Annotated in this window: 23 protein-coding genes; 21 read left to right on the top strand and 2 right to left on the bottom strand. The window is 29.4% G+C overall.

All coding sequences use genetic code 11. The features are described from left to right. Positions 1-30: 30 nt before the first annotated feature. The 17 genes from C1I91_RS26510 to C1I91_RS26435 all read left to right on the top strand — a co-directional run bounded on the left by C1I91_RS26510 (position 31) and on the right by C1I91_RS26435 (position 21,020). Positions 31-864 carry a C39 family peptidase gene (locus tag C1I91_RS26510; protein WP_008423850.1) on the top strand — a complete coding sequence of 278 codons (834 nt, stop codon included), beginning with the start codon at positions 31-33 and terminating at the stop codon, positions 862-864. A gap of 20 nt (positions 865-884) precedes the next feature. Continuing rightward, positions 885-1,049, top strand: a complete 165-nt coding sequence (locus C1I91_RS28450) for a hypothetical protein (protein ID WP_164880675.1) — start codon at positions 885-887, stop codon at positions 1,047-1,049. Beyond that, positions 1,015-2,010, top strand: a complete 996-nt coding sequence (locus C1I91_RS26505) for a hypothetical protein (RefSeq protein WP_128215619.1) — start codon at positions 1,015-1,017, stop codon at positions 2,008-2,010. The genes C1I91_RS28450 and C1I91_RS26505 overlap by 35 nt, the downstream gene beginning before the upstream one ends. Before the next feature lie 23 nt (positions 2,011-2,033). Continuing rightward, positions 2,034-2,651 carry a helix-turn-helix domain-containing protein gene (locus C1I91_RS26500; RefSeq protein ID WP_128215618.1) on the top strand — a complete coding sequence of 206 codons (618 nt, stop codon included), beginning with the start codon at positions 2,034-2,036 and terminating at the stop codon, positions 2,649-2,651. A gap of 195 nt (positions 2,652-2,846) precedes the next feature. Then, complete coding sequence (locus tag C1I91_RS26495; protein ID WP_055668235.1) at positions 2,847-3,035, top strand: MerR family transcriptional regulator; 189 nt, start codon at positions 2,847-2,849, stop codon at positions 3,033-3,035. A gap of 29 nt (positions 3,036-3,064) precedes the next feature. Then, the gene (locus tag C1I91_RS26490; protein WP_128215617.1) at positions 3,065-4,291 is read left to right on the top strand and encodes a DNA cytosine methyltransferase; all 1,227 of its coding nucleotides are present in this window, start codon (positions 3,065-3,067) and stop codon (positions 4,289-4,291) included. Positions 4,292-4,315: 24 nt separating this feature from the next. Further along, positions 4,316-6,925 (top strand): DISARM system SNF2-like helicase DrmD, encoded by a 2,610-nt coding sequence (gene drmD, locus C1I91_RS26485; RefSeq protein WP_128215616.1) that lies wholly within the window; start codon positions 4,316-4,318, stop codon positions 6,923-6,925. 14 nt (positions 6,926-6,939) lie between these two features. Then, the gene (locus C1I91_RS26480; RefSeq protein ID WP_128215615.1) at positions 6,940-8,592 is read left to right on the top strand and encodes a site-specific DNA-methyltransferase; all 1,653 of its coding nucleotides are present in this window, start codon (positions 6,940-6,942) and stop codon (positions 8,590-8,592) included. A 1-nt stretch (position 8,593) separates the two neighbouring features. Continuing rightward, positions 8,594-11,254, top strand: coding sequence for a DEAD/DEAH box helicase (locus C1I91_RS26475; protein ID WP_128215614.1), 2,661 nt, complete (start codon positions 8,594-8,596; stop codon positions 11,252-11,254). Then, on the top strand, positions 11,247-14,591 hold the full coding sequence (gene drmA / locus C1I91_RS26470; RefSeq protein WP_128215613.1) for a DISARM system helicase DrmA: 3,345 nt from the start codon (positions 11,247-11,249) through the stop codon (positions 14,589-14,591). The genes C1I91_RS26475 and drmA overlap by 8 nt, the downstream gene beginning before the upstream one ends. After that, entirely contained in the window at positions 14,578-16,341 is a 1,764-nt protein-coding gene (gene drmB, locus C1I91_RS26465) for a DUF1998 domain-containing protein (RefSeq protein WP_128215612.1), read from the top strand. The genes drmA and drmB overlap by 14 nt, the downstream gene beginning before the upstream one ends. After that, a complete protein-coding gene (locus tag C1I91_RS26460; RefSeq protein ID WP_128215611.1) occupies positions 16,323-17,015 on the top strand; it encodes a phospholipase D-like domain-containing protein in 693 nt (230 codons plus the stop codon). The genes drmB and C1I91_RS26460 overlap by 19 nt, the downstream gene beginning before the upstream one ends. Positions 17,016-17,032: 17 nt before the next feature. Further along, the gene (locus tag C1I91_RS29685; RefSeq protein WP_128215610.1) at positions 17,033-18,298 is read left to right on the top strand and encodes a DUF429 domain-containing protein; all 1,266 of its coding nucleotides are present in this window, start codon (positions 17,033-17,035) and stop codon (positions 18,296-18,298) included. A 20-nt stretch (positions 18,299-18,318) separates the two neighbouring features. Further along, positions 18,319-19,029, top strand: coding sequence for a hypothetical protein (locus C1I91_RS26450; protein WP_128215609.1), 711 nt, complete (start codon positions 18,319-18,321; stop codon positions 19,027-19,029). Then, positions 19,005-19,202, top strand: coding sequence for a hypothetical protein (locus C1I91_RS26445; protein WP_128215608.1), 198 nt, complete (start codon positions 19,005-19,007; stop codon positions 19,200-19,202). The genes C1I91_RS26450 and C1I91_RS26445 overlap by 25 nt, the downstream gene beginning before the upstream one ends. Positions 19,203-19,327: 125 nt before the next feature. After that, positions 19,328-19,657, top strand: coding sequence for a helix-turn-helix transcriptional regulator (locus tag C1I91_RS26440; protein ID WP_128215607.1), 330 nt, complete (start codon positions 19,328-19,330; stop codon positions 19,655-19,657). Continuing rightward, complete coding sequence (locus C1I91_RS26435; RefSeq protein WP_128215606.1) at positions 19,650-21,020, top strand: ImmA/IrrE family metallo-endopeptidase; 1,371 nt, start codon at positions 19,650-19,652, stop codon at positions 21,018-21,020. The genes C1I91_RS26440 and C1I91_RS26435 overlap by 8 nt, the downstream gene beginning before the upstream one ends. 43 nt (positions 21,021-21,063) lie before the next feature. On the opposite strand, the gene C1I91_RS26430 is transcribed toward C1I91_RS26435, so the two are convergent. Together C1I91_RS26430 and C1I91_RS26425 are read right to left on the bottom strand one after the other, a co-directional pair. Continuing rightward, positions 21,064-21,570 carry an ImmA/IrrE family metallo-endopeptidase gene (locus C1I91_RS26430; protein WP_128215605.1) on the bottom strand — a complete coding sequence of 169 codons (507 nt, stop codon included), beginning with the start codon at positions 21,568-21,570 and terminating at the stop codon, positions 21,064-21,066. A 15-nt stretch (positions 21,571-21,585) separates the two neighbouring features. Further along, complete coding sequence (locus C1I91_RS26425; protein ID WP_128215604.1) at positions 21,586-22,035, bottom strand: helix-turn-helix domain-containing protein; 450 nt, start codon at positions 22,033-22,035, stop codon at positions 21,586-21,588. A gap of 168 nt (positions 22,036-22,203) precedes the next feature. On the opposite strand from C1I91_RS26425, the gene C1I91_RS26420 reads away from it, so the two are divergent. The 4 genes from C1I91_RS26420 (at position 22,204) to C1I91_RS28445 (ending at position 25,413) form a co-directional block, all read left to right on the top strand. After that, positions 22,204-22,758, top strand: coding sequence for a hypothetical protein (locus tag C1I91_RS26420; protein ID WP_128215603.1), 555 nt, complete (start codon positions 22,204-22,206; stop codon positions 22,756-22,758). A gap of 214 nt (positions 22,759-22,972) precedes the next feature. After that, positions 22,973-23,383 carry an RNA polymerase sigma factor gene (locus C1I91_RS26415; RefSeq protein WP_053241277.1) on the top strand — a complete coding sequence of 137 codons (411 nt, stop codon included), beginning with the start codon at positions 22,973-22,975 and terminating at the stop codon, positions 23,381-23,383. Positions 23,384-23,916: 533 nt separating this feature from the next. After that, positions 23,917-25,119: an ATP-dependent DNA helicase gene (locus C1I91_RS26410; protein ID WP_205694258.1), complete on the top strand. Its 1,203-nt coding sequence runs from the start codon at positions 23,917-23,919 to the stop codon at positions 25,117-25,119. A gap of 153 nt (positions 25,120-25,272) precedes the next feature. Further along, entirely contained in the window at positions 25,273-25,413 is a 141-nt protein-coding gene (locus C1I91_RS28445; protein WP_164880674.1) for an SHOCT domain-containing protein, read from the top strand. The last annotated feature ends 47 nt before the right edge of the window (positions 25,414-25,460 follow it).

Below are 25,460 nucleotides of genomic sequence, written 5' to 3'. Positions count from 1 at the left end.
AGTTTAAAAATAATAATGGAGGCGGGTTCTATGCTATTAGATCCGAAATCAGCAGCTACAATTGCTAAAATAGTAATTCAAGCTGCAAAAGATGATGAAACCAGAAATAAAATAATTTTTATATCACTGGCACCGATTATTTCGGTGCTTTTAATTTTGGCTTTTATTGTATATATTCTTACAAATCCACTTGAAATGCTAAGTAGCATTTTCTTTGGAAATGAGTTAACACAGATTAAAAATATAAGAAGCCAGTATGGATATGAACAGTTGATAAATTCTAATGACAATAGTTATTTAGAAAGTAGTGGATTAGACTTTTCAGGAGTATCTTTTAAAGATGGAGTAACAGAAGTGTTTTATTATAATCAAGCTGATGAAAGGTGGAAGGACAAGCCTTATGGAAAAACAGGTACTATAGGAAGAAGTGGTTGTGGTCCGACTTCTCTTGCTATAGTTGTGTCAAGCCTTACAGATAAAAAGGTTGATCCAGTTCAAATGAGTCAATGGTCTTATGAAAAAGGCTATTACTGCGAAGGGGTGGGTTCTTACCATACGTTAATACCTAATGGGGCAAAACACTTTGGACTTAAAGTAGAAGGCTGCACTTCAAGTGAGCCACAAAAGATAGTAGATGCTCTTGCAGCGGGTAAACTTATAATTGCTATTATGGCAGAAGGACATTTTACAAGGAATGGTCATTTTATTGTGCTTAGGGGAGTAACAGCAGATAAAAAGATTTTAGTTGCTGATCCAGTAAGCAGGACAAGAAGCGAAGAAAAGTGGGATTTATCAATAGTATTAAATGAAGCAAATAAAGGAGCAGATGCAGGAGGTCCATTTTGGATAATCAGTAAACAATAAATAGAAAGGGGTAGAGTACTTTGAAAAAGAAGTTATTAATAGAGCTATTTATATATATTGTAATTGTGGTTATAGGGGTCATTTTACTATTTACTTATAAACCTAAACACAAACCTATAGATATACCAGCAGACTATAAGGTGGCAAGGGGTGAGAGCAGTGCTTTTGTATCTATCAAGCAATGAAAACATAGGAATATTGGATTTTTTATCTAAGGAAAAAGGTATGGTAATTAAAAAGCTTTCAGGGGAATTCTATTTAAAAAAGTTTGTAATTCATGACATGAGAAATTTAAGTCACTACTCTTATTTTGCTATAGATTTAAAAGCTCTTAAAGATACCGAAAATGAAATAATTGAAGCAATAACAGCCTTTAAAGCCATGTATGATTCAAGAATAATAATCTTTGCTGAAGGATTAAAAAGAGAAGACGAAATAATATCAAGGCTTATAGAAGAAAAAATCTACAACGTTATAATTTCTAAAGAAATACAAGAGATTAAAGATGAAATATTAAAATGTTTAAGCAATATAGGAAAGACAGAGGAAGATTGGAACATAAAAGGAATTCATGAAAATCAGTATACATTTAATTATAAAAATATAAAAATAGCAGTTGCGGGAGTATCATCAAGAGTTGGTACAACTACAACTGCTTTTAATATGGCAAGATTTTTATTTAATATTGGAGCTAAGGTAAGTTATACAGAAGCTAATGACAGTGGGCATTTAAAAGAAATAGCTGCTTATTATGAATTTTTAAAGGTAGAAAATTATTATAGATACAAAGGAGTTGAATACTATCCTAATAAGCAATTTCCTAATGATGTAAACTATCAAATCTTTGATTTAGGAAGCTTAAATAAAGGGAATATAGCAATATTTAAAAGCTGTAATATTAAAATTTTATGCAGTGGAAGCAAGCCTTATGAGCTTATAGAAACATATGAAACGACTAATTATGTAAAAGATTTTAATTATAATATTTTGTTTACTTCAGTATCTAATGAAGAGAATTTTAAAATAAGAAAAAGCTTTGTAAACAGAAAGGATAATATACATTTTCTTAAATATTCACCAAGTCTATTTGATGAAAAGATTAATGAAGATATATACAAAGAAATAATTAATGACTTTATTACCTAAACTTGAAGAGAGGAGGAGCTATTGTGAAAAAAGGAGAAATGCTTGATAAAGTATATAAATCAAATCTACCAAGCAGAGCAAAGCAAATAATGTTTTATTTTATAAATAGAGCTAATGCAGAAGGAACCTGCTTTCCTTCTGTAAAAACTATAGCCAGTGACTGCGGAGTATCAGAAAGAACTATACAAAGGAATATGAATATTCTTGTAGAAGAAGGATTCATTATTAAAGAAGAAAGATATAGGGATAATGGAGGACAAAGTTCTAATCTTTATAAGCTTCAAATAGATTTTGAAAATAATGATATTAAAGCTAATGCTAATGAAAATAAGTTAGATGAAGAAAAGCTAAAAGATATTGAAGTGAAAGAAGAAATAAGCAATATAGAGAATATTGAAGTAGTTAATTTTGAGGATTATGAAGAAGAAAAAGATGTTATAGAAAATGAAACAAAGAAAGAAAAAACGTATATAGTAGATGTTTCAATGGGCGTTCCTTCGAATAAAGCAAATCTTGTAAATAAATATAATTGTCACCCTAGTATTTTCTATGAAATAGGTAAAAAAAGAAAGCCGATTACAATCATGTCAGCATTAAGTTCATTATGTCATGGGGAGAGCGACAATTTGTACCCTCCATGAACTATACAATATAAGGTTTATAGGGATATTGAAAGATAAGTATAACTTGTCAATTAGTAAAATAAATATATAAGATATCATGTAAATATATGGTGAAATATAAAATAATGCATCTAAATTTATTGTAATTCTACGTTAAAGCGAATAAAATAAAAAGTGGGATATTATATAATTTTCAAATTAACGAGGTGCAATATGAAGGGATACATTACAGTTCAGGATGCAGCTAAAAAATGGAATATTACTATAAGAAGAGTACAAGCATTATGTGCAGAGGGAAGAATCAAAGGAGCTACAAAACACGCATCTGTATGGGCAATTCCAGAAAATGCTGAAAAGCCATCTGATGCACGTATTATATCAGGGAAATATAAAAAAGAATAAATATTTAGAAAGCAGGATGAAATTAATATATGAATTTTATTGACTTATTCGCAGGAGCAGGAGGACTTTCAGATGGATTTGTCTCAGCAGGCTTTAACCCTATTGCACATATAGAGATGAATGAATATGCATCATTAACATTGAAAACAAGAACATGCTATTATTATTTAAAAGAACATAGAAGGATAAACATGTATTATAGATATCTCAGAGGGGAGATTTCTCAAGAGGAATTATATAGTTCAGTACCAAATGAGCTACTATCAACAGTTATGAATGAAGAAATATCAGATAAATCCATTGAGAATATATTTAACAATATTGACAACATAATTCGTGAAAAACAAATTAATAAAATTGATGTTATTATTGGTGGCCCACCATGTCAAGCATATTCCCTTGTAGGTAGGTCGAGAGACGAAAATAACATGGAAGATGATCCTAGAAATTATTTGTATAAACAATACGTGAAATTTTTAAATAAATATCAACCAGATATGTTCGTGTTTGAAAATGTACCAGGAATACTTACAGCCAAAGGTGGAAAAACCTTTAAAAACATTATCGCTTTTATGAAAAGGGTTGGATATGAAGTAGAAGCAAGACCATTAAATGCTAGTGATTTTGGGGTGTTACAAAATAGAAGAAGAATCATTATTATTGGTTGGAGAAAAGGAAGCGGATTAAGATATCCAGATTTTCAGCCTATTAAAATTAATGCAATAGTAAATGATATTCTAAGAGATTTAAGTCCATTAAATCCAGGGGAAGAGATTAATGAATACGTAGAGCCTATAAATAAATATTTAAGATGGAGTGGTATAAGAAAGAAAAATGATATTTTAACTCACCATATGTGCAGAAACCATAATGAAAGAGATAGAAAAATATATAGATTGGCTATTAATGCTTGGAATGATGGACATAGAAGATTAAAATATACAGATTTGCCAGAAGAGCTATGTACTCATAAAAATAAAGAGGCTTTTTTAGATAGATTCAAAGTAGTAGCAGGAGATATAGAAAGTGCCCAAACAATGATGGCACATATTTCAAAGGATGGACATTATTTTATTCATCCAGATGCTAATCAATGTCGTTCTTTATCAGTCAGAGAAGCAGCTAGAGTACAATCTTTTCCTGACAATTATTATTTTGAAGGCCCTAGAACTGCAAAATTTGTTCAGATAGGCAATGCAGTTCCACCACTAATGGCAAAAGGTATTGCAGAAAAGATTAGGGAAATGTTAGAGTAACGTTATTTTGGGGGAATTAGAATTATGGGAGATAATATTTTTATACAACATTATGCAAGTATAAAAAAGGAGTTTTTGAAAAACAATCCATATAGTTGTTTAATAGGTTCTAATATTGATGTTAATCCACATCAAGTAGAAGCTTTTTGCTCAGCAGTATCTTCTTTAAAAACTGGAGGTATTATACTTGCGGATGAAGTTGGGCTAGGTAAGACTATAGAAGCAGGTCTTGTATTAAAATATGTTATTCAAAATGGTGGTAAAAGAGTTTTATTGATTATGCCATCAAATCTTAGAAAACAATGGCAAATAGAACTTGAAGAAAAATTTAATATATATTCTACAATTGTTGATAGCTATAATATGGATGAATATTATGAAAAGGTCGATTCGGAGAATGAAAATGTTGCAGTAATAATATGTTCTTATAATTATGCTTCTAAAAGGAATGATATATTTAGTAAGACAGCATGGGATTTTATTGTATTTGATGAAGCACATAAATTAAGAAATGTTCATAAATCAGGGACAAAGACATCAAAAAATTTATATCAATTAACAAAAGGAATTCCTAAAATTCTCCTTACTGCAACCCCTATTCAAAATAACTTATTAGACTTATATGGATTAGTTTATTTTATAGATGAGAAAATATTTTTTGATAAACAGATATATGGAAAAAGATATTTGAAGGATAAAAATTATGAAGAATTAAAGAAACAAATAAACCAAGTTATACATAGAACTTTAAGAAAAGATGTAGCAGAGTATTTATCTTTTAAAGAAAGAATTTGTGTAACCGTTGATTTTAAATTATCACCTTCAGAAGCTATATTATATAAGATGGTTAATGATTATTTGAAGAGGGAAATCTTGTACTCAATTCCGTCTTCAAATAGAACCTTAATTACAGTGGTTATAAGAAAGCTATTAGCTTCATCAAGTTATGCTGTTGCAGATACCTTTGAAGTTTTAAAAGATAGACTTGTATTATTAAAAGAAAGTACAAGAATTGAAAGTGTGGATAAAGGACTTGATTACTTTTTCTCATATTTAGATGATGATAGTGAAGATGAGGAAGAAGATAAGATTATTGAATTATATGATAAGGAAAAAGTAAATGAATTTATTCAGCATGAAATAGATATAGTTGATAACATTATAAAGTTAGCTAGAAGTATAGACAAAAATGCAAAGGCAACTGCATTGTTTAAAGCACTATCTATTGCATTTGAAAGGCAAAATGAGCTAGAAATAGATGAAAAAGTAGTTATATTTACAGAATCTGTTAGAACTCAAGAATATCTTTTTAATGAACTTATAAAAAATGGATATGAGAATGAGGTTTTAATTTTTAATGGAAATACCTCGGATAAACGTACTGGAGATATTTACAGAGCATGGAAGGCTAAAAACTTTGGGAAAGTATTTGGCAGTCGAAATGTAGAAGTAAAACATGCTATAGTTGATTATTTTAAGAAAAACTGTAAAATTCTTTTGCTTACTGATGCTGGTTCTGAGGGTTTAAATCTACAATTTTGTAATACTGTAATAAATTATGACTTGCCTTGGAATCCACAAAAGATAGAGCAGCGTATTGGTAGATGTCATAGGTATGGGCAAAAAAATGATACAGTAGTAATTAATTTGTTAAATACCGAAAACTTAGCAGATAGAAGAGTTTATGAAATTTTATCTCAAAAATTTATGTTGTTTCAAGGGGTATTTGGTGCATCAGATCAGGCACTTGGATTATTAGAATCAGGAATGAACTTTGAAAAAAGGATATTACAAATATACCAAAACTGCGATAGTATAGGTGAATTTAGTAAAGAATTTAAGGCTCTTGAAAAGGACTTTGAAAGGAAAAGAAATACTAAGTTTAAAGAATTAAAATCACTACTTATTGAGGAAAAAGATAATACTAAAGGTGAATATTATAAAAAATTTCTATCAGATATATTTAAATATTTAGATGAAAATGAGAGTTTAAAAAATGTTAATAAGCCAAATAAAAAAATGAATTTACCAGCAGCTTTTAAAGTAAGAAGTTCTGCTTTAAATAAATATAATTTAAATCATGGATATATTTTTATAGGTGGATTTTACAATAATGATAAAATTATATATCCAGTTTTAAGTGTTTTTGATGAAAGAAAGAATAAAGTAAACTTAGACGAAAAAAGTATACTTGATGTAATTAAAAATATTGATGAGAACACCGTAGAAAAAATAGATATAAAAGAAAAGGAAGTGGAAAAGTGTGGCAATGACATCTATGAAGAATTAATTTTAAATTATTATAATCAATACCAAGGGCTTATTCAGTATAATAATTCTAAAATAAATAATTGGTCAGAAATTAGAAAAGAACAGTTTAATTTAGAAATAGAAGCTATAACATCTGAAATACAAGAAATTATGGAGCAGTGTGCTGCAACTAAAGTTTTTAAAGAAAAAATAGATTATAAAAAGAAAGCAGAAGAAAGAGAAAAAGAACGTAACAATATTATTATAAAATATCATGAAGCTATTCAGGAAATAGAGGATGAAGCAAGTAAGCTTAAAGAAGATTTTAAGAAACAGTTTGATATAAATCCTTATTTGATAGTTAGATTAATACTAAAATTTTGAATGGAGGAATAATAATGCTAAAACAAGGTAAACTTGAGTTAACTTGGGTAGGAAAATATGAAGAGAAAAAGATAGAACCAAGAATATTAATAGAAGATAAGTCAAAATCCTATGGTGATCCTAATACTGAAAATATGCTAATACATGGTGATAACCTTATAGCTTTAAAGGCTTTAGAACAGGATTATGCAGGGAAGATAAAATGCATATATATTGATCCACCATATAACACAGGTAGTGCATTTGAGCATTATGATGATGGATTAGAGCATTCTGTTTGGCTAAATATGATTTATGATAGACTTAAATTATTATATTCTCTATTAAGTAATGATGGATTATTATGGATTTCAATTGATGATAATGAATGTCATTATTTAAAAATTATATGCGATGAAATATTTGGTAGAACTAATTTTATAGCTGATATTACTTATGAACGTTCAGGTAGTGCAGGACTTGGACAAGGTGGAGTTTTTGTTAATAATTCTGAACATATACTTGTATATAAAAAAGAAGAGTTGGTAGTTAATGAGGTACTAGGAAGTGTAGAATTAGAATTTAAAACAATGAAAAGATATAATAAAATTCTAGTTAAAGAAGGGAACCGACAACTAATAGAAGAGTTTGAATCAAAGTCAAATGGAGAAACTGTAAAAATATATAAGCATGAAAATTTTGTAATTGAAACTATTTCATTAAGAAGCTTTGAACAAAGAGAATCTGAAATTCGAAATGAATTTTTATTGAATTTTGATAAATTATTTAGAACCAATAATGTACAAAAAGAAAATGAATTCCAAAATGATTTATTAAGTAGAATGGATAAGAAATATTTGTATACTGTTGATTATATCCCAAGCAGGGGGAAAAATAAAGGTAGGTTGACTACACTTTATTATTATAATGCAGAGTTATTTGCTTGGCTTAAAGATACTGCCTATATCGAACAAGACAAGATTATGAAAACAAATAAATTAACTACAGTATGGGTTCATTCCGATATACCAAAAGCTGATTTAGCTAATGAAGGAGGTGTAGAATTCCCACGTAGTAAAAAACCGGAGCAATTAATTAAAAGAATTATTGAAATTTCAACAAACGAGGGTGATTATGTTTTAGATAGCTTCTTAGGATCTGGAACTACTGCTGCAGTAGCTCATAAGCTAAATAGGAGATATATTGGAATAGAATTAGGTAATCATGCTTATACTCATTGTATTCAAAGATTAAAAAATGTTATTGATGGAAACGACAATGGCGGGATTACTAAATCTGTGAATTGGCAAGGTGGAGGAGGTTTTAAATTTTATGAACTTGCAGAACCATTACTTATTAAAAACTCTAAGTTGCCAATTTATAGTATAAATCCATCTTATACTTTTGACATGATGGCTGAGGCAATATGCAAAATAGAAGGATTTAAATATAAACCAATTGGAAATTTTCATGGGAAATCTTCTGAAAATAGATTTATTCATGTAACTAATGAATTTGTTAATAGTAAATATGTATTTTCTCTTGTTAATGAATTGGAAGAACGACAATCTTTGTTAATATATTGCACTAAAATGCAATCAGATATTAATCTGCCAGATAATGTTGAAATAAAGAAAATACCAAAAGATCTTTTAAATAAGTGTTCCTTTGAAAGCGAGGGAATGTAAAATGAGTATTGTTGATAAATTAAATTGGGCAATGAGCCTTAGAGAACCTCAATTTGAAGCTCTTAAAATTTTAGATAATATATGTTCTAAAATAGATTATAAAACCTATTCTAAAGAACAGGCAGAAGAAATAGCTATAGAAAACTGTCAAACACAATCCAAGATAAAGGTAGATGATAATCTTGGTTTTCCTTCTTTCTGCTTTGAAATGACCACAGGTATTGGAAAGACAAGATTAATGGGGGCTTCCATATATTATTTATATAAAACTAAAGGCTACAAGCACTTTTTTATATTGGCTCCAGGGAATACAATATATGATAAACTGCGTAAGGAAGTAATGCCGCACCATCCTAAATATATGTTTAAGGGATTAGAAGCAGAAATGGGAAGACCTAAGGTATATGATGGTGAGAATTATTTATCCTATCCAGTGAAATATGTTCAAGGTGAGATAGAAATTGATAATTCTTCAGAGATTCAAATATTTATTTTTAACATTGGAAAAATATTTAATAGAGGAGATGTACAATTTAAGTTCCACGAGTTCCAAGAAGCATTAGGAAAGTCCTTTGCGGAAGTACTTGCTAGTTTTGACGATTTAGTAATTTGTATGGATGAGGCACATAGGTATTATGCTCCTGCATCTATGAAAGCTATAGATTATTTGAAACCAATATTAGGATTGGAGTTTACAGCTACACCGAAATCAACAAATAAAAATATTATTTACAGCTATGGATTAGCAGAGGGAGCAGGAAAATTTCTTAAAATACCTGTAGTTATGGGAAGAACAAATACAGCAGGTTTTACTGAAAAAGATATTGAAGAAATGAAAATAAAGGATGGTATTAAGCTGCATGAGCATAGAAAAGCCACAGTTTATAAATACTGTAGTGAAAATGGATTACCTCAGGTAAAACCTATAGTTTTGATATCTTGCAAAGATACAAACCATGCTATGGAAATAAGACAGTTAATAGATTCTGATTCCTTTTTTGATGGAAAGTATAAGGGTAAAGTTATAGAAATACATTCTAAAACAGGTAGTGTAGAAACTGAAGATAATATAAAAAAGCTATTAACTATAGAAGAGAATACCAATCCTATTGAAATAGTTTTACATGTGTACAAACTAAAGGAAGGATGGGATGTTAATAACTTATTTACGATTATTCCTTTAAATGCTGCAAAAAGTGAAATATTAGCATTGCAGACTATAGGAAGGGGACTACGTTTACCTTTTGGGAAAATAACTGGACAAGAAGAATTGGATACATTGGATATAGTAGCACATGATCATTATAGGGAATTAGTTGATGAAATAAAATCAAATCCAGTATTTAAGAAGCGTAACCTAGATGAAGAAGACATAGAGCAAACAGAAACAGTGGAAATAGAACCAGAGCTTAATAATATGCAGTTAGAATTATTTGAAAAAGCAATAAGTTATACTGATATGAAATCCTTTCAGGATATAAGTGATATTAGAATACAGGAAGACTTGTATAAAGGATACTTAAAAACATATGCAAAAGAAGTAAAGGCAAAGGATAACTCCGATATACAGCAGATGACATTATTTGAACTAGAAAAGACTGTTGAAGAGAAGATAGATGAAAATTCAAAAGAAGCCTTTGAAAAACTCTCAAAGACTAAAGATAAAGCAAAAATTACTAAAACTCCAATACTCAAAAAAGATGAATTTATTGAAAAAATAAATAAGTTAAAGCAATTCGCTATTTCTGTACCTAAAATAAGTATAGGATACAGTTCTACAGTAAAGTTTAAGCCAATCATAGTTAAAAAAGGGATTAATAACTTTGAATTGGAGCAATCATATATTGAAAGATATGATGTTATAAATAATAAATTACTTGAAACACTTGAAGCAGTAGCATTAGAAATTGATGATCCAATAAATGAACTTGCATGTATGCTTCTTGAAAGTGTACCAGAGTTTAGTTCTGAAGATGCTGATTATATATTAAATGTGGTAGAACAATATCTTAAGCTTATTGAAGGTTCACATGAGGATAAGAAAAAGGTAGTAAGAAGATATGCTACTTTAATAGTAAATGAGATAAAAAAGCAAATTTATGCAGCAAAAGAAGAGCATACAGAATTTATATATAGAATAGAAAAAGACCTGATTATTTTCAAACCTTTTGTAAAAAATATAAAACCAGGTGGAAGTGTTGATTTTTACAAGGATATAAAAGATAAAAAGAACATTAGACAATACTTGTTTACAGGATACAAAAAATCTTACTATCCTGAATATGGTTTTGACAGTGATGATGAAAGAAGATTCTCAGTTATATTAGAGGAAGATAAAAAGGTGTTAAGATGGATTAAGCCACCACTAAATCAAATGGGATTATTCTATAAGGCAGGAAAACAATATAATCCTGATTTTATTGTGGAAACTACAGATTCAAAATATTTAATTGAAATTAAAGCTAAAAATGAAACGGAAGATAAGGATGTTCTAGAAAAGGCTAAAGCAGCAATAAAGTGGTGTAAATGTGCAACAGAAGTGGATGCTGATAAAAAACAATGGAATTATAGACTTATTGCAGGGGATAAAGTTATTATAGGTAATTCTTTCATGTACACAGTTGGTTTAAGTGAAAATTTGGAGGGAATTGAGAATGAGTGATAAATCTTATAGTAAAGTTAGGGATAAGCTACTTGACGCTTTAAGAATTGACTTAATGGGGCCTTTGGAAGAAGAAGAGAAGTTAGATGAATCACCACTAAGCAGTTATATAACAGGAATGCTATATCCTAGGAAAATTTCTGTATCTCCTGATGTGGAATATGAGAATAATGATTTTATGTCAGCAATGGATGAAGAATATATAGATGATGAAGAAGACGAAATAGAAGAGATGGTTGGAGCTAAGTTCAAGCTTCAATCTTCTATGGGAATAAGATTTTATGTTAATAGTGACATAGAAAAATTAAAAGTTAAAGTAAAATGGGGACAATATTATAAAGATAAGATAAAACCAGATAAAGATAATGATGAAGAAAATAAAAAGAAAACTGGTAGGACTGTTTTTATACGTATTCCAAAGGAAGAAGAACTTATTCTTGATATAGGAGATAAAAATAAGAATATAGAAATAGCACTAAAAGATGATTCATCTATTAAAATTAAATCATCACAAATAAGGCTTAAGAGTGGTGCGAAATTAGTTGCAGTTTATTTGGTTAATGGGAAAGAGACCTGTGATGAAAGAGATTTTGAAAATGTGATGTTTCAAGCAGAACTCATAGTTTCAGGAATAGACAATCAACCAGTTTTTGAACCGGAACATCTTTGCAGAGACATTGAAATAGAAGATGAGTTTTATTATGAAAAAAGACCAATTTATGCTCGTGGCAATGGGTGTGCTGCAGATTGGACTAAATCAGAAGGAGACAAGGCTATAGAGGTTAAAACTGTTTTTATACCTGAACATGAAATTGCTTCTGTTAGTCCAAATCTTGAAGGATTTTCAGAAGATTATTTTTCTATGAAGTTTATGGCTAAGCCTTCAAATAAAGCTAAAACAATTAGCAGATTAAAAGCTTTAAATAGTGATTATTTTAAATGGATTAATGCTTTAAAAAGTAATTTCAAAATGCAAGAAGAGGGGTTTAGAGACAGAGGAGATAAGATTATAAATTCATGCCTAGAAGCTTATAATAGAATTTCTAAAGGTATAGAGCAAATAGAAAGCAATGATTATGCTTTTAAAGCCTTTTGCTTTATGAACCAATGTATGTATTTGCAAAGAGGAATGAGTGAATTCTCAAAAAAATATGGTAGCGGTATAAAGTGTAGTTTTAGAGATGAAGAATTTTGCAAAAAAGATCATAGCAAATGGAGACCATTCCAAATAGCATTTATACTTTTAAATATTTCTGGATGTATAAATCCTATAGATAATGAACGAAAAAATGTTGACTTGCTTTACTTCCCAACTGGAGGAGGAAAAACTGAGGCTTATTTAGGATTGATTGCATTTGTAATTGGACATAGAAGATTAACTGCAAGTAATGAAAAAGAATTTGAAAAAGATGGTGGAGTAACAGTTATTTTAAGATATACATTAAGACTTTTAACCACTCAACAACGTGATAGATTAACCAAAATGATATGTGCAGCAGAGATGATTAGAAGTAAAAATGAAAATGATTATGGTAAATCACCAATTTCAATAGGATTTTGGGTTGGAGGTGGAGTAACTCCAAATAGTTTTAATGAATTTAAGTTTAATAAAGAAGATCCAACAGCTAGTGATAAAGCCGTAAATAAACTTACTAAGCAAATTATTACTTGTCCTTTCTGTGGGAGTGAAATATATAGAGAGGATTATGAAATTGATATTGAAAAAGGAGAAGTAAATATTTATTGTCACGATGCTAATTGCTATTTTTATAAATATAAAGAAAAGCCAATACCAGTTTATATTGTAGATGAAGAAATTTATAGAAAATGCCCAACGGTAATTATTTCAACAGTAGATAAGTTTGCAAGGCTTCCTTGGGATGAAAAAACTGGATTAATCTTCGGTAGAACAGATAGAGTTTGTGAAAGGCATGGATATATAGCTTGTGGAGAAGACCATCCAAATCGCCATAATAAAAAAGAAAATTTAAGTGCAGCTAAAGTTGTTGAAACAAGACAATTCTATCCACCAGAACTTATAGTTCAAGATGAATTGCATCTTATAACAGGTCCTCTCGGAACAATTTATGGAGGTTATGAAACTGTAATAGAAGAAATGTGTTCATTTACAAGGAATGGAAAGAAAATATTACCTAAATACATAGTTTCCACAGCAACTATAAAAAACGCAGATGAACAAATAAGATGCTTATATGGAAGGAATAGTTTCTCTCAATTTCCACCAAGTGGTTTTGATATTGGAGATAGTTATTTTATTAAAGAAATTAGTTTAGCTGATAAGCCCTTTAGAAAATATTGTTCAGTTTGTGCCAGTGGGCAATCAATGAAAACTACTGTACTTAGAATATATGCAGTGCTGCTTCAAACAGTTAAGGAGTTATTAAATGATGAAGAGTATAAAGAATTTATAGATCCTTATTATACTTTAATTGGTTATTTTAATAGTATAAGAGAATTAGGTGGTACTGTAAGGTTATTACAGGATGACATTCCTAAGAGAATAAAAAGAATAAAGAAAAGATATAGATATAATCAGGAAAGATTCTTAAAGAGAACAAAAGAAATTACCTCACGTATATCTTCTTATAAGATTGCAGAACTATTAGAACAATTAACTCTATCCCATGACAATGAAGAATGTTTAGATGTTGCAATAGCTACAAATATGATTGCAGTTGGTATGGATGTTGATAGACTTGGGTTAATGACTGTAATGGGACAACCTAAGCAGAATTCTGAATATATTCAAGCCACAAGCCGTATAGGAAGAAGGTTTCCTGGACTTGTAGTTACCATTTATAATCCATATAGACCGAGGGATTTATCTCACTATGAAAACTTTAAAGGGTTCCACTCACATATGTATAGATATGTAGAAGGAACTACTGCAACACCATTTTCTGCTCGTGCAAGAGATAGAGTTCTTCATGCAATAGTTGTAGCTTTATTAAGATTAAAAAATGAAGTTATGGCTGCTAACAAAGGAGCAAATAGTATTTGTGATATTGAAAATGAAATAATAGAAGAAACAAAGAAAGTAATAATAGAAAGGCTTAAGGTAGTATCAGCTAAGGCAAAAGAAGATACATCTTTTGAAATCAATCAATTTATTGAAGATTGGAAATGTTTATCAAAAGAAGAAAAAGAGTTATATTATTATATTAAAAATACTGAAAAGTATAATAGATTGTTAAATTATTACAACGAATATTGTACTGCTAAAGAAAAACCTACACTTAATTCAATGAGAGAAGTTGAAAGTTCATCGGCACTTTATTATTTTACAGAGGAGGCTAATAAGAATGAAAATAAATAAACTGGGTGAATTAAGACCTAACCAATTAATAACAACTTTTGGTCCAGGCTCCATATTAGATGCTCTTAATGATTCGGTAACAGTCTTAGATATTAATTATTGGACATCTTATGGAAAAACAATATATGATTCAAGATTAGCTTCTTACTTAGGAGTGGATTTTTTTAAAACACCTAAAGCTTCTTTTATTGGGGATATTCCAGTAGTATCATTTCCAAGCTATCATGTTTGTTCTAATAGTAGGTGCAATAACTTATTTGACATTACAGAAAATTTTAACTTAGATAAATATATTCAAAACGGTCCAGTGTGTCCTTTATGTGGTTTTAAAGCATATCCTGCCAGATTTATTACGGCATGTACTGACGGACATCTTGATGATTTTCCTTGGAGATGGTGGGTTCATAAAGGAGAAACTACTTGTAAAAAAAGTATGAAATTAATTTCTACTGGAAACACATCTTCTTTGGCAGAATTAATTGTTCAATGTGAATGTGGAGCTTCTAGGAACATGAGTGGGGCAACAAGTCCAGATAATTTTAGAGAGTTAAAATGCAGTGGTAGACATCCTCATAATCCAAGAGTAATTAAAAATTCCAAAGGAGTATATTCTACATGTAAAAAACAAGTTATTCCATCACAGCGTGGAGCTTCTAACGTTTATTTTTCTGTAATAAGAAGTGCAATATCAATTCCACCTTGGATAAATCCATTATATTCATTAGTTGATGAGCACTACAGGGACATTATCAATTATAGGGATGATTTTGGTGAAATGGGAGTAACAAAAGTTTATGAGAAGTATTTTAAAGAAAGATGCTCAAGAGAAGAATTTAATGCTGCAGTTAAAAAAAGAGATGAAAAAATAAAAGAGTTTACTGAGATTAAAGAAATGGAATATGCAGCAATCACTCATCATGATGATATGATATACCAAACAAATGTAAAATACTTTAAAGCAGAGGAAGAAGCCGTTCCTAATTATCTATCAAAATATTTTTCTAGAATTATTAAAGTTCATAGATTAAGAGAAGTAATGGTATTACTAGGTTTTATGAGAATGGAAGCCCCTGAACCAGAAGTAGATGATCCTAAAAATATAGTGCCGCTAACAAAAAGTAAAGTAGAACCTTGGCTTCCAGCAGTTGAAATAAATGGTGAAGGGATTTTTATTGAGTTTAATAAAGAAACAGTTAAAGAATGGAATCAAAATCTAAAAACTCAAAAATTATCGGAAAAATATAAGAGTTATTACAGCGAATTTTGTCAATCGAGGGGATGGACAAAATTTAAGGAAAGAAATGCGGAATACGTTCTCTTACATACTTTTGCTCATTTAATGATTAAGGAAATGGCTATGCTTTGCGGTTATTCATCCTCTGCGATTAAAGAGAGAATATACAGTAGTGAAAACATGTGTGGCGTATTACTTTATACTGGAAGTGCTGATAAAGAAGGATCTTTAGGTGGATTAGTTGAAATGGGTGAAATAAGAAGTTTTAATAAACTGTTAAAACAGGCATTGGAAAATGCATTGACCTGTACAACAGACCCAGAATGTATGGCAAATGAGCCTTCTGATGAAAGATTAAATGGTGCCGCTTGTCATTCTTGTGCAATGATTTCAGAAACAGCCTGTGAAAATGGAAACAGATTATTAGATAGAAAACTTGTTGTACCTTTAGCTATAGACGGAGATTGTAGTTATTTTAAAGATTTGGTGAAAGAATTATGTGGAATGGAAGTATAAGTGAAGCACTTCTTATAGAAACCATTGTATCAGATATTGAAAAAATTAATGATACTTTGGATTTTAACTTGAATTTTAAGGAATCTCTTATAGAAATTAATAAGAGATTCCCCAATCTATCTGTTGAAGAAGCAAATAGATTACTTCAAGTTGCAATTGGTTTATATAATTATAAAAATACTGAAAAGGTTGAGATTGTAATAACAGCACCAAATAGTTTCAAATTAAATGCCAGAAAGACCAGTGCAATCATAAAAGAATTAATATTTAGTGCGGAGAAGAGTATAACTTTAACAGGTTACTCAATATCCGACTATGCTATAGAACTATTTGATGAGATAGTTAATAAAAGTAGACAAGGTATATATGTAAATTTCTATCTTAATGATTTTGAGAATAAAAAAGAGCATTTAGATAAGCTTTTATTGTATAAGAGTAGGTATTTAAATATTTATGATTATAACAAAAACACAAAAGACAAGATGGCAGCTCTTCATGCCAAAGTAATAGTTATAGATTCCTATAAAACTTTTATTTCTTCTTCAAATCTATCTTATCATGGAATTGAAGGAAATATTGAAATGGGCACAGTTATAGAGTCTTTTAAAAAAGCAGAATTAGTTGAGGGGATGCTAAAAGAGCTTAAGAGGCAGAAGGTGTTTGAAAAGATATAAAGAGGGGAGAACAAAATATGTCCGATTATATTTTAACCTATACAAAAACTAAATTTTATCCTTTAGAACCATTAATGAAAGATATAAAAATTGAAGATATAGCCCATGCTCTTTCTTTGATGACAAGAGCAAATGGGCATTTTAAGCACTTTTATTCTGTAGCTCAGCATTCTGTTAATTGTTATAAGGAAGCAAAAATTAGAAGATATTCAAAGAGAGTTCAGCTTGGCTGTCTTTTACATGATGCCAGTGAAAGCTATATTTCAGATTTAACTAGACCTGTTAAAAAGAATTTATCACAGTATTTTGTTATAGAAGAAAAGCTTCAAAAGGTAATATACGAGAAATTTGGACTTATTAATTTAACAGAAGATGAAATAGATAAGATAAGAGAAATTGATGATGCAATGCTATACTATGAATTTATAGAGCTTATGGATGAAAAAATATTTGATGAAGAGCCTTTTATAGCTATGAAACATAACTTTTCACAAAGAGATTTTAAAAATGTTGAAAGTGAATTTATATATGCCTTTGAAAACTTAAATAAATCTGATACTAAGAATAGTTTTGTTGGTGTTGATGGCTGTAAATATGGTTATGTAGCAGTAAATATAACAGATAATGATTTTGATATTAATGTTTTTAAAAATATAGAAGAAATATGTGGAAAATATAGTGATAGTAATACTATTTTAATAGATATGCCTATTGGACTTCCTGAAAATACATATGATATAAGACCGGAAACAGAAGGAAGAAAAATATTATCTTCAAGATCATCTTGTATATTTACAGTGCCATGTAGACAAGCTGTGTATGAAGATGATTACTGCAAGGCTAATGAAATAAACAGAGATGTATTAGGAAAAGGTTTAAGCAAACAGTCTTTTTCTATTTGCAGCAAAATAAAAGAGATAGATGAATTTTTAAATAATGCACCAGAGTATAAAAATAGGCTTTTAGAAAGCCATCCAGAAATCTGTTTTGCAATGCTTAATTTTGACGGAACAATGGCAATGCCTATTTTTGAAAACAAGAAAACAGAAGAAGGAATAGATAGAAGATTTGAGGTATTAAGCCGCTATTATGAGAAGACTGATGAAATTAGAGAAGTACTATATTCTCATGACAAGTTGAAAGGGATTAAGGATGATATCATAGATGCACTATGTCTTGCTATTACTGGAATGCTTGGATATAAAAATGGATTTAAAACTATACCAGGAAATCCAATGAAGGATAGCAGAGGACTATTTATGCAGATGGTTTATGCTGATTAAATTTAAGAGAGGTATTATAAATGCTTTCAAAACAAAATATAATAACCACAATAAATTCCTTGAGTAATAAAAGAAAAATCTTTTTTTCGGAGGCAGACTTTCAGTTTGCACTTTCTTGGGAGCTGCAAAGGCATATGCCCAAAAGTGATGTTAGATTAGAATACTCTCCTGCACATATTGATCCATCTATGCATATTGATATTCTTCTTAAAGAAGAGGATGAGTTTTATCCTATAGAGTTAAAATATGTAACTGCTGCTTGTGATACTATTGTAGATAGAGAAAGATATTTATTAAAAAATCATGGAGCACAAGATATAAGAAGATATGATTTCTTAAAGGATGTTATGAGAATTGAAAAACTCATTTATAACCATAATGAATATAAGAAGGGGTATGCTATTTTTCTAACTAATGACTGTAGTTATTGGACAAAGTCCTTCGCTAAGGAAACCTGTGATAGGGATTTTAGGATAAATGAAGATGAAATAAAATCAGGTGAACTTAAATGGGGAGAAGCAGCAGGAATAGGAACTAAAAAGGGCAGAGAAGAATCTTTATTGCTGCAGGGAAACTATAAATTAAACTGGCAGGACTATAGTAGTATTAGTGATGAAAAATGGGGGAAATTTAAAATTCTTATTGTTGAAGTAGAAAATAGCAAAGATATAACAAGTGTTACTAATAAATATTGGGTTTATGAAAATTGGGTAGCAGAAAAAAAGCAGTAATTCACAAAGATAGCTGTGTATTTTGTAACCATGGAAAAGGTAATAATAAGAATATTCATGGAGATAGAAATGGAAAATGGCATGGGGAATTTTCAAGTTTTGATGAAGCAGAAAAATTTACAAATACACTTAAGGATAGAGAAATAAGAACTTGTAAAAAGTGCATTATATAGAATTATAGGAACATTGTATAAATTTAAAATAAGATGGTAACGATAAAAATGTTAGAATATATAACATTTTTTGTTGCGAAAACAATCTAAATTGCATATAATAATAGTGAAAGGAAGTGAGAGGTATGTCAAATAAGTTAAATGAAAGGCTTAAACAAGCTAGAAAAAACTTAGGACTTTCACAAGAATATGTTGCCGATGTAATGAAGGTGCATAGAACCACTATAACAGCTATCGAAACGGGAAGTAGAAAAATAACAGCAGATGAATTAAAGCAATTCGCTGAATTATATGGAGTAACCTTAGATGAATTAGTTTATGATCAGGACAATACCAAAGAAACCAAAATGTTTGCAAGAGCATTTTCTAGTCTTTCGGATATAGATAAAGAAGAAATAATGAATCTAATTGAATTCAAGAAAAAAATAAAAGAGAGACTTATAGCAAATGTTTAGTAGTGTAGATTTATCAGACTATTTCCACAAGCCAGAAATTCTTGCAAAGAAAGTTTTAGAAATATATTTTTCTCAAGGAATACCTTCTTATCCAATAGATCCTTTTGATATTTTAAAACAGATGAACGTAGTCTATCAATTTAGGGATTTTAAGGATTTAGAAGGTATTTATATTGTTCCTGAAGATGAGAATGATATAGCTATTGTAGGTATAAATAATAATAGACCAGTAACAAGACAAAGATTTACAGCCGCACATGAGCTGTGCCATCATATAAAAGATAAAAATGAAAGTTCTATATGTCCAATTGATGGAAGAGAAAAAAGTCCTATTGAAAAGTATGCTGATAAATTTGCTAGTGAAATATTAATGCCAACAGAGGAATTAAAAAAACAGGTAGGCAAATTTGAAAATAATGGGTATGTAAATTTTGAAAATATTATTTACATTGCTGATTACTTTGGCGTAAGTTTTGAAGCTTGTGTATTTAATATAGCTTATAAGCTGAATAAAATAGAAGGAGACATAGAACCCTCAAAGCTAAAAAAACGAATAAATAAATTTAAACCTGATAAAAAGAGAATTGAGCTAGGACTAAAAAAATATGATTCATTATTATTAAGAAATATAATAAATTCCTACGATTATTTTTACAGCAATGAAAGTAAGGCTGTTTGGTATAAATTCAAGAATGATTTTATTTATAATGAAAATAGACTTGAAGGGGTAAATATTGATAGAGAGGATGTTGCTGAAATTCTAACAGATATTAGAATTTATAAGCAAAACAGTGAATATTGCAAATCTGAATACAAAGATATAATTGAAGTTGTTGGACATGCATCTATCTATGATTTTTTACTAGAAACAGAAGAACCAATTAGCATCTTTAAACTTTTAAAGCTACATACTATGCTTTTTCAATTTGCACCATACCCAGAAGCAGCAGGGAAAATAAGAAACTCAAATAATTTTGTCACAGAAGCAAAATTTGAAACAGTTGACTATAATAATATAATTAATGAGCTGTTAAAACTAGAAGAAAAATTAAAAGAATTAATAAATAAAATGAATAGTATGTCTATTTCAGAATATGTTGAAGAAGCCGTGAAAATTCATCATAAAATTACTGTAATCCATCCATTTGTTGACGGAAACGGCAGGTGTTCTAGGGTTATGTTAAATTGGCTATTTAAGATTAAAGGATTACCTCCTGTTTACTTAAAATATGAAAATAAAGATTATTACTATGAAGCTTTAAAAGAAGCAGATCTAAATAATGATTATTCTTATTTATGTGAAGTTTTTTATAGAGAGATACTAAAGTCAATGATTCAATTAAATACTAAATTTAAACTGTAAAATATAAAAAGCATTGACTCAAATTAAAAAAGTTCAATGCTTTTTACTTCTTTAAAAAGTTTCCTTTAGAAATGCATAGTGGACTTATATTATACCCTTTAGCTTTTAATATTTGACTTTTAAAATCAACTAACTCAATAGGCACGTTTAGTTCAGCAGCTACTGATGAAAAGGTATAATCGCCATAAAATAATTCCATAATAGTAGAGTCTGGAATTAAAAGTTCTGATGCGAAAAAATTAGCTTCTCTTTCAGGTTTTGATGTCATATCAAACAAAGAGAATTCTCTTATAGCATCATTTTTGGCATAATTTTGGTGAAACCTATCGTGTCCAAGCTCGTGAGCACATATTACTGGCAAAAGTTCTTCTTGAATATTATTGTTTATTACAATGTATCTAAATTTAGACTGGTAAAAATAGTATCCCTTTAAGTTGCCTAAATCATGATAGCATATATTAATTTTCATATCTTTAGCCATTTCAAAAGGATCTCTTGTCTTATATTTTTTAATAAGCTTATCCACTTCTTTAGAAATAAAATTAGTCATAAGCAATTACCTCTCTTAAGGAGTTTTATTACCGTCGTTGCCTATAGATGCTGATTTCTTACCATATTTTTTTCTTGCCTTTTGTTTTGCATCAAAATATATTTCCGTAATTGACTTAAAAAAAGCATCCTTATCTTCATCGGACAATTCCCCTCCTGCAAGTACTGCAGAAGTTCTCTTTAAAATCATTTCTGCTTCTTTTTTTCCTTTGTAACCAAATTCAGCTTTAGCAGAAGATATAAAATTCTCATCTCTTGAAACATTTTCATTATCTGAAATTAAGTAATCTACAGAAACATTGAATATTTCAGCAAGTCCAGTAATAATTTTTTGCCCTTTAGGGAATCTAGTATTATTTTCGTAATTACAGATAGATTTTTGAGTAATACCTAACTTTTTTGCTAAGTCTTCCTGAGAAAGTCCAGCTTCTCTACGGAGTAATTTTATTTTATCACCAAAATTCATTTCCGTGACCTCCAAATATATAAATTTAAATACAGAACATTTGTTCTTGAAATTATTGACAAGATAAATTTGCCAATATATACTTATAATTAGAACGAAAGTTCATAATATTATTCTAATTCAGAACAATATTTCTGTCAATGATAAAGTGTAAGGGGGATGTGTCATATGGCTATTTTTAAAGAAATTCAAAGTAATAATATTAATGCTGGAATTGATAACATAAAAGATAATAAGAAAGTAAGTCCTAATATTTATCATAATACTAAGCTGCTTTTAAAACTATACAATAAAGTTTTATGGAGAATAAATAATTCCTTTGAGGAGATAGAGGAAGATTGTATTTCTTTCTCTGGAAAGAGACTGGATGAACTATTACATAGTCTTACTGATACAGAAGAATTCATAACAGAAGCAAGACTTGAAAGTAGGCTGCAATCTATAGAAGATAGTAAAAGTATTATAAATTTAATTGAAAAAGCTTTACTTATGTTAAAGTCCTATCCTGAAAATGGAGAGAGGTATTATTCAATAATTTATAAGATATATATTTCTGCCTACCCTTATAGTGAAAGTGAAATAATTGATTATTTATGCTGTTCAAGAGCTACCTATTATAGAGAGAAGAAAAATGCAATTAATTTACTTGGAACAATACTATGGGGATTTTTATTTCCTAATTTCATGAAAGAAATTAAAAGCATAAAACTGATACAAGATTGATACTAAAAAAATACATAATTGGTACTGACACCATACTTTGATACTGCTATGATATATACAATGGAAATAATATTAGCTGTTTTTTAGCCTTGAAGCGTTTATATACGCCTTAGGGCTTTTTTTATACCCAAAATTAAAAATTAATATAAAAACTCAGGAAGGAGTCGCACATTTTGTGCGGCTCCTTTTTGCGTTCTGAAAGGAGTTATTAAAAATGTCAAAGGAAGAAAATCAAAAATTTAATGAAGAATTTAAAGTTGTTATTGAGGAAGAAAACAAAAAAGAAAAGAACAATGAACGGAAGTATTATAGGCATAACATTTCGCTGGAATACTTACAAAGTTGTGAGGTACCAGTGGAATTTGCAGAAACAGAAAAAGATTCTCAGGTTGAAAAAGAGGTAGACAAGCTTATGAAATTTATTGATTTAATTTCAGACCCAAGGCTTATAAAAGCCCTGAAAAGTTTAAAAGAAGATGATCTTAGAGTGATTGAACTTAGATATAGATTTGGGCTTTCTATAAATGAAATAGCAGTAAAACTTCAACTAAAGGATGAAGCTGCAAAAAAGAAACATCAAAGAGCAATAAAAAAATTAAAAGTAATTTTAGAAAAAAATAAATAAAATTTTCAAATTTTGTCCCCTTATGTATTTTCTCAAGGCTATATAGTGAAGGCATTTTTTATAAGTGCTTTTATAGCTCTTTGAGAATTTAATACTCCATATATCAAGAAAACTACCTTTGCTGCTGGGACACGGCAAGCAACTTAAGCAGAGCGCCATGACCATTAAATATGCGAGCGATTAACTCTGGCTTTAAATAGTCTGTGGAAAGACTAATTGCGATGATAGGCAAAGGGATAAATAATGATACTTCTGCCTTGAACGCTTATCGGCATTGGGCAGCCCACAAGGAATGATGGGATAACGCTCCTTTGGCTTGAGAACTTATAGCCATGGCAGCTTATATGATGCTTATCCAAAAGCAACTTGATATATGTTCGAAGGTGTCAGGGGTGTTGAGAACAAATATGATGCACATTAATTTAGAAGAAATTATTTTTATAAGATAAATAAACTGCTTGACAGCAGAAACTATGCGGTGGAATAAATTCCACCGTATCCTTGTGCTGTCAAGGAGATGTGAGGAGAAGAAAATGAAAAAGGAAAGAGAAAATTTCCCATTGGAGCCTAAAGAAATGATTGAATTCATTTTCAAAAGGCTTATGTGCGGAAATGGATTTATAGTAAGAGATAACCAAATTCAACTATCTAAAAAAATATTTGATGGTATAAAAAATAATAATATTTTAATCTGTGAAGCAGGGGTAGGTATTGGTAAGACCTATGCATATTTAGTAGCCTCTGTAGTATATTCACTTTATAAAACAGGTGAGAAGAAATCAGTTTCAATAATATCAACATCAAGTATTGAGTTACAGAATGCCATAATTAAGAACTATGTACCAGCTCTATCAAAAATTTTAGTTGATAATAAGATTATAGATAAGCCATTAAGTGCAGTTTTAAGAAAAGGTAAAGAACATTATTTTTGTATATTAAGATTTAAGAGAATAATGAACTATTTGAAAAGCAGTGATAAGGATATTGATAAGGAACTGCTTAATAAATTAATGGGTTTAAAAATAGGAGAAATTTCAATAGATTTAGATGAGTATAAGGGGCTTAAAAATCATATAGTACAAAAGATAAATGTACCTAAAGGTTGTAATTATAGTTGTCCTTTTTATGAAAATTGTAGGTATATAGAACTTATGAAATATGTAAAATCATCAACCCATGATTTTCAAATTTGTAATCATAACTACTATATAGCCGATGCAATTAAAAGATATAAAGGAAAGACAAGTCTTATGCCAGAGCATTCATTAGCAATAATTGATGAAGCACATAAATTAATGGATGCTGCCATTCAAATTTTTGAAAAAAGATTTTCTTATGAAGATGTACTTATTATTGTTAATGTTTTAAAAAGTAAAATGAAGGGAAATAAATCATATTTGACAGTGCAAAAAGGCTATTTAGATGATTTATCTCTGGAGACTAAAAAGTTCTATCAAGGTCTTTTAAATCAGTTAAAAAACATTGAGCTTGAGGAAGATAGTTCCCAGATTAGAATTAAACTTGGAGCATATGAAAGAAAAATACTTGGAAATATCATTTTAAAACTTGATAAGATAAGTCTATATTGTAAAGCTGATATTGAAAATAGAGTAAGCTTAAAAGGGAAGTACAGAAAAAGAGTGCTTCAAGCTCTTAATGAATACAGGATAACAGATTCTCTTGATGATGTGAGAAGATTTTTTAAGAAAGTTAAAAGAGAAGAATATTTTTTATAGCAATATAAAGTAGTTACAGGAGTAGCTGCTTTCTCTATATTAAAAATTAACAAACACAAATTGTATTTATAAATAACAGGCAAAGAAGAATTAGTGAGTTTTCAATTTTTTGCCTGTTATTTTGATTAGAAGAAGTAAGGGGGATATTATTATATGGATAATAACATGAAGTATAGTGTTCAGCTTGCAATGTTAAGTCAACTATTAAAGTTAAATTTGATATCAAATAAAGAATTTGTAGCAATAAAAAATGAATTAATGAAAAAATATAAGATTAGTATGGTCAGCGCTTGAAAAAACATGATAGGAGTCATATAATAGTAACTAATAAGTTATAGGAA

Source organism: Clostridium manihotivorum, from assembly GCF_004015185.1.
Lineage (GTDB): Bacteria > Bacillota > Clostridia > Clostridiales > Clostridiaceae > Clostridium_AR > Clostridium_AR manihotivorum.
The sequence above is the reverse complement of the archived record's forward strand: the minus strand, read 5'-3'. Positions and strand labels throughout refer to the sequence as shown.

Coding starts and splice junctions, on each gene's coding strand:
- C1I91_RS26510 (WP_008423850.1), top strand. CDS start 31: ATGCTATTAGATCCGAAATCAGCAGCTACAATTGCTAAAATAGTAATT.
- C1I91_RS26495 (WP_055668235.1), top strand. CDS start 2,847: ATGAAGGGATACATTACAGTTCAGGATGCAGCTAAAAAATGGAATATT.
- C1I91_RS26490 (WP_128215617.1), top strand. CDS start 3,065: ATGAATTTTATTGACTTATTCGCAGGAGCAGGAGGACTTTCAGATGGA.
- drmD (WP_128215616.1), top strand. CDS start 4,316: ATGGGAGATAATATTTTTATACAACATTATGCAAGTATAAAAAAGGAG.
- C1I91_RS26480 (WP_128215615.1), top strand. CDS start 6,940: ATGCTAAAACAAGGTAAACTTGAGTTAACTTGGGTAGGAAAATATGAA.
- C1I91_RS26475 (WP_128215614.1), top strand. CDS start 8,594: ATGAGTATTGTTGATAAATTAAATTGGGCAATGAGCCTTAGAGAACCT.
- drmA (WP_128215613.1), top strand. CDS start 11,247: ATGAGTGATAAATCTTATAGTAAAGTTAGGGATAAGCTACTTGACGCT.
- drmB (WP_128215612.1), top strand. CDS start 14,578: ATGAAAATAAATAAACTGGGTGAATTAAGACCTAACCAATTAATAACA.
- C1I91_RS26460 (WP_128215611.1), top strand. CDS start 16,323: ATGTGGAATGGAAGTATAAGTGAAGCACTTCTTATAGAAACCATTGTA.
- C1I91_RS29685 (WP_128215610.1), top strand. CDS start 17,033: ATGTCCGATTATATTTTAACCTATACAAAAACTAAATTTTATCCTTTA.
- C1I91_RS26450 (WP_128215609.1), top strand. CDS start 18,319: ATGCTTTCAAAACAAAATATAATAACCACAATAAATTCCTTGAGTAAT.
- C1I91_RS26440 (WP_128215607.1), top strand. CDS start 19,328: ATGTCAAATAAGTTAAATGAAAGGCTTAAACAAGCTAGAAAAAACTTA.
- C1I91_RS26435 (WP_128215606.1), top strand. CDS start 19,650: ATGTTTAGTAGTGTAGATTTATCAGACTATTTCCACAAGCCAGAAATT.
- C1I91_RS26430 (WP_128215605.1), bottom strand. CDS start 21,570: ATGACTAATTTTATTTCTAAAGAAGTGGATAAGCTTATTAAAAAATAT.
- C1I91_RS26425 (WP_128215604.1), bottom strand. CDS start 22,035: ATGAATTTTGGTGATAAAATAAAATTACTCCGTAGAGAAGCTGGACTT.
- C1I91_RS26420 (WP_128215603.1), top strand. CDS start 22,204: ATGGCTATTTTTAAAGAAATTCAAAGTAATAATATTAATGCTGGAATT.
- C1I91_RS26415 (WP_053241277.1), top strand. CDS start 22,973: ATGTCAAAGGAAGAAAATCAAAAATTTAATGAAGAATTTAAAGTTGTT.
- C1I91_RS26410 (WP_205694258.1), top strand. CDS start 23,917: ATGAAAAAGGAAAGAGAAAATTTCCCATTGGAGCCTAAAGAAATGATT.
- C1I91_RS28445 (WP_164880674.1), top strand. CDS start 25,273: ATGGATAATAACATGAAGTATAGTGTTCAGCTTGCAATGTTAAGTCAA.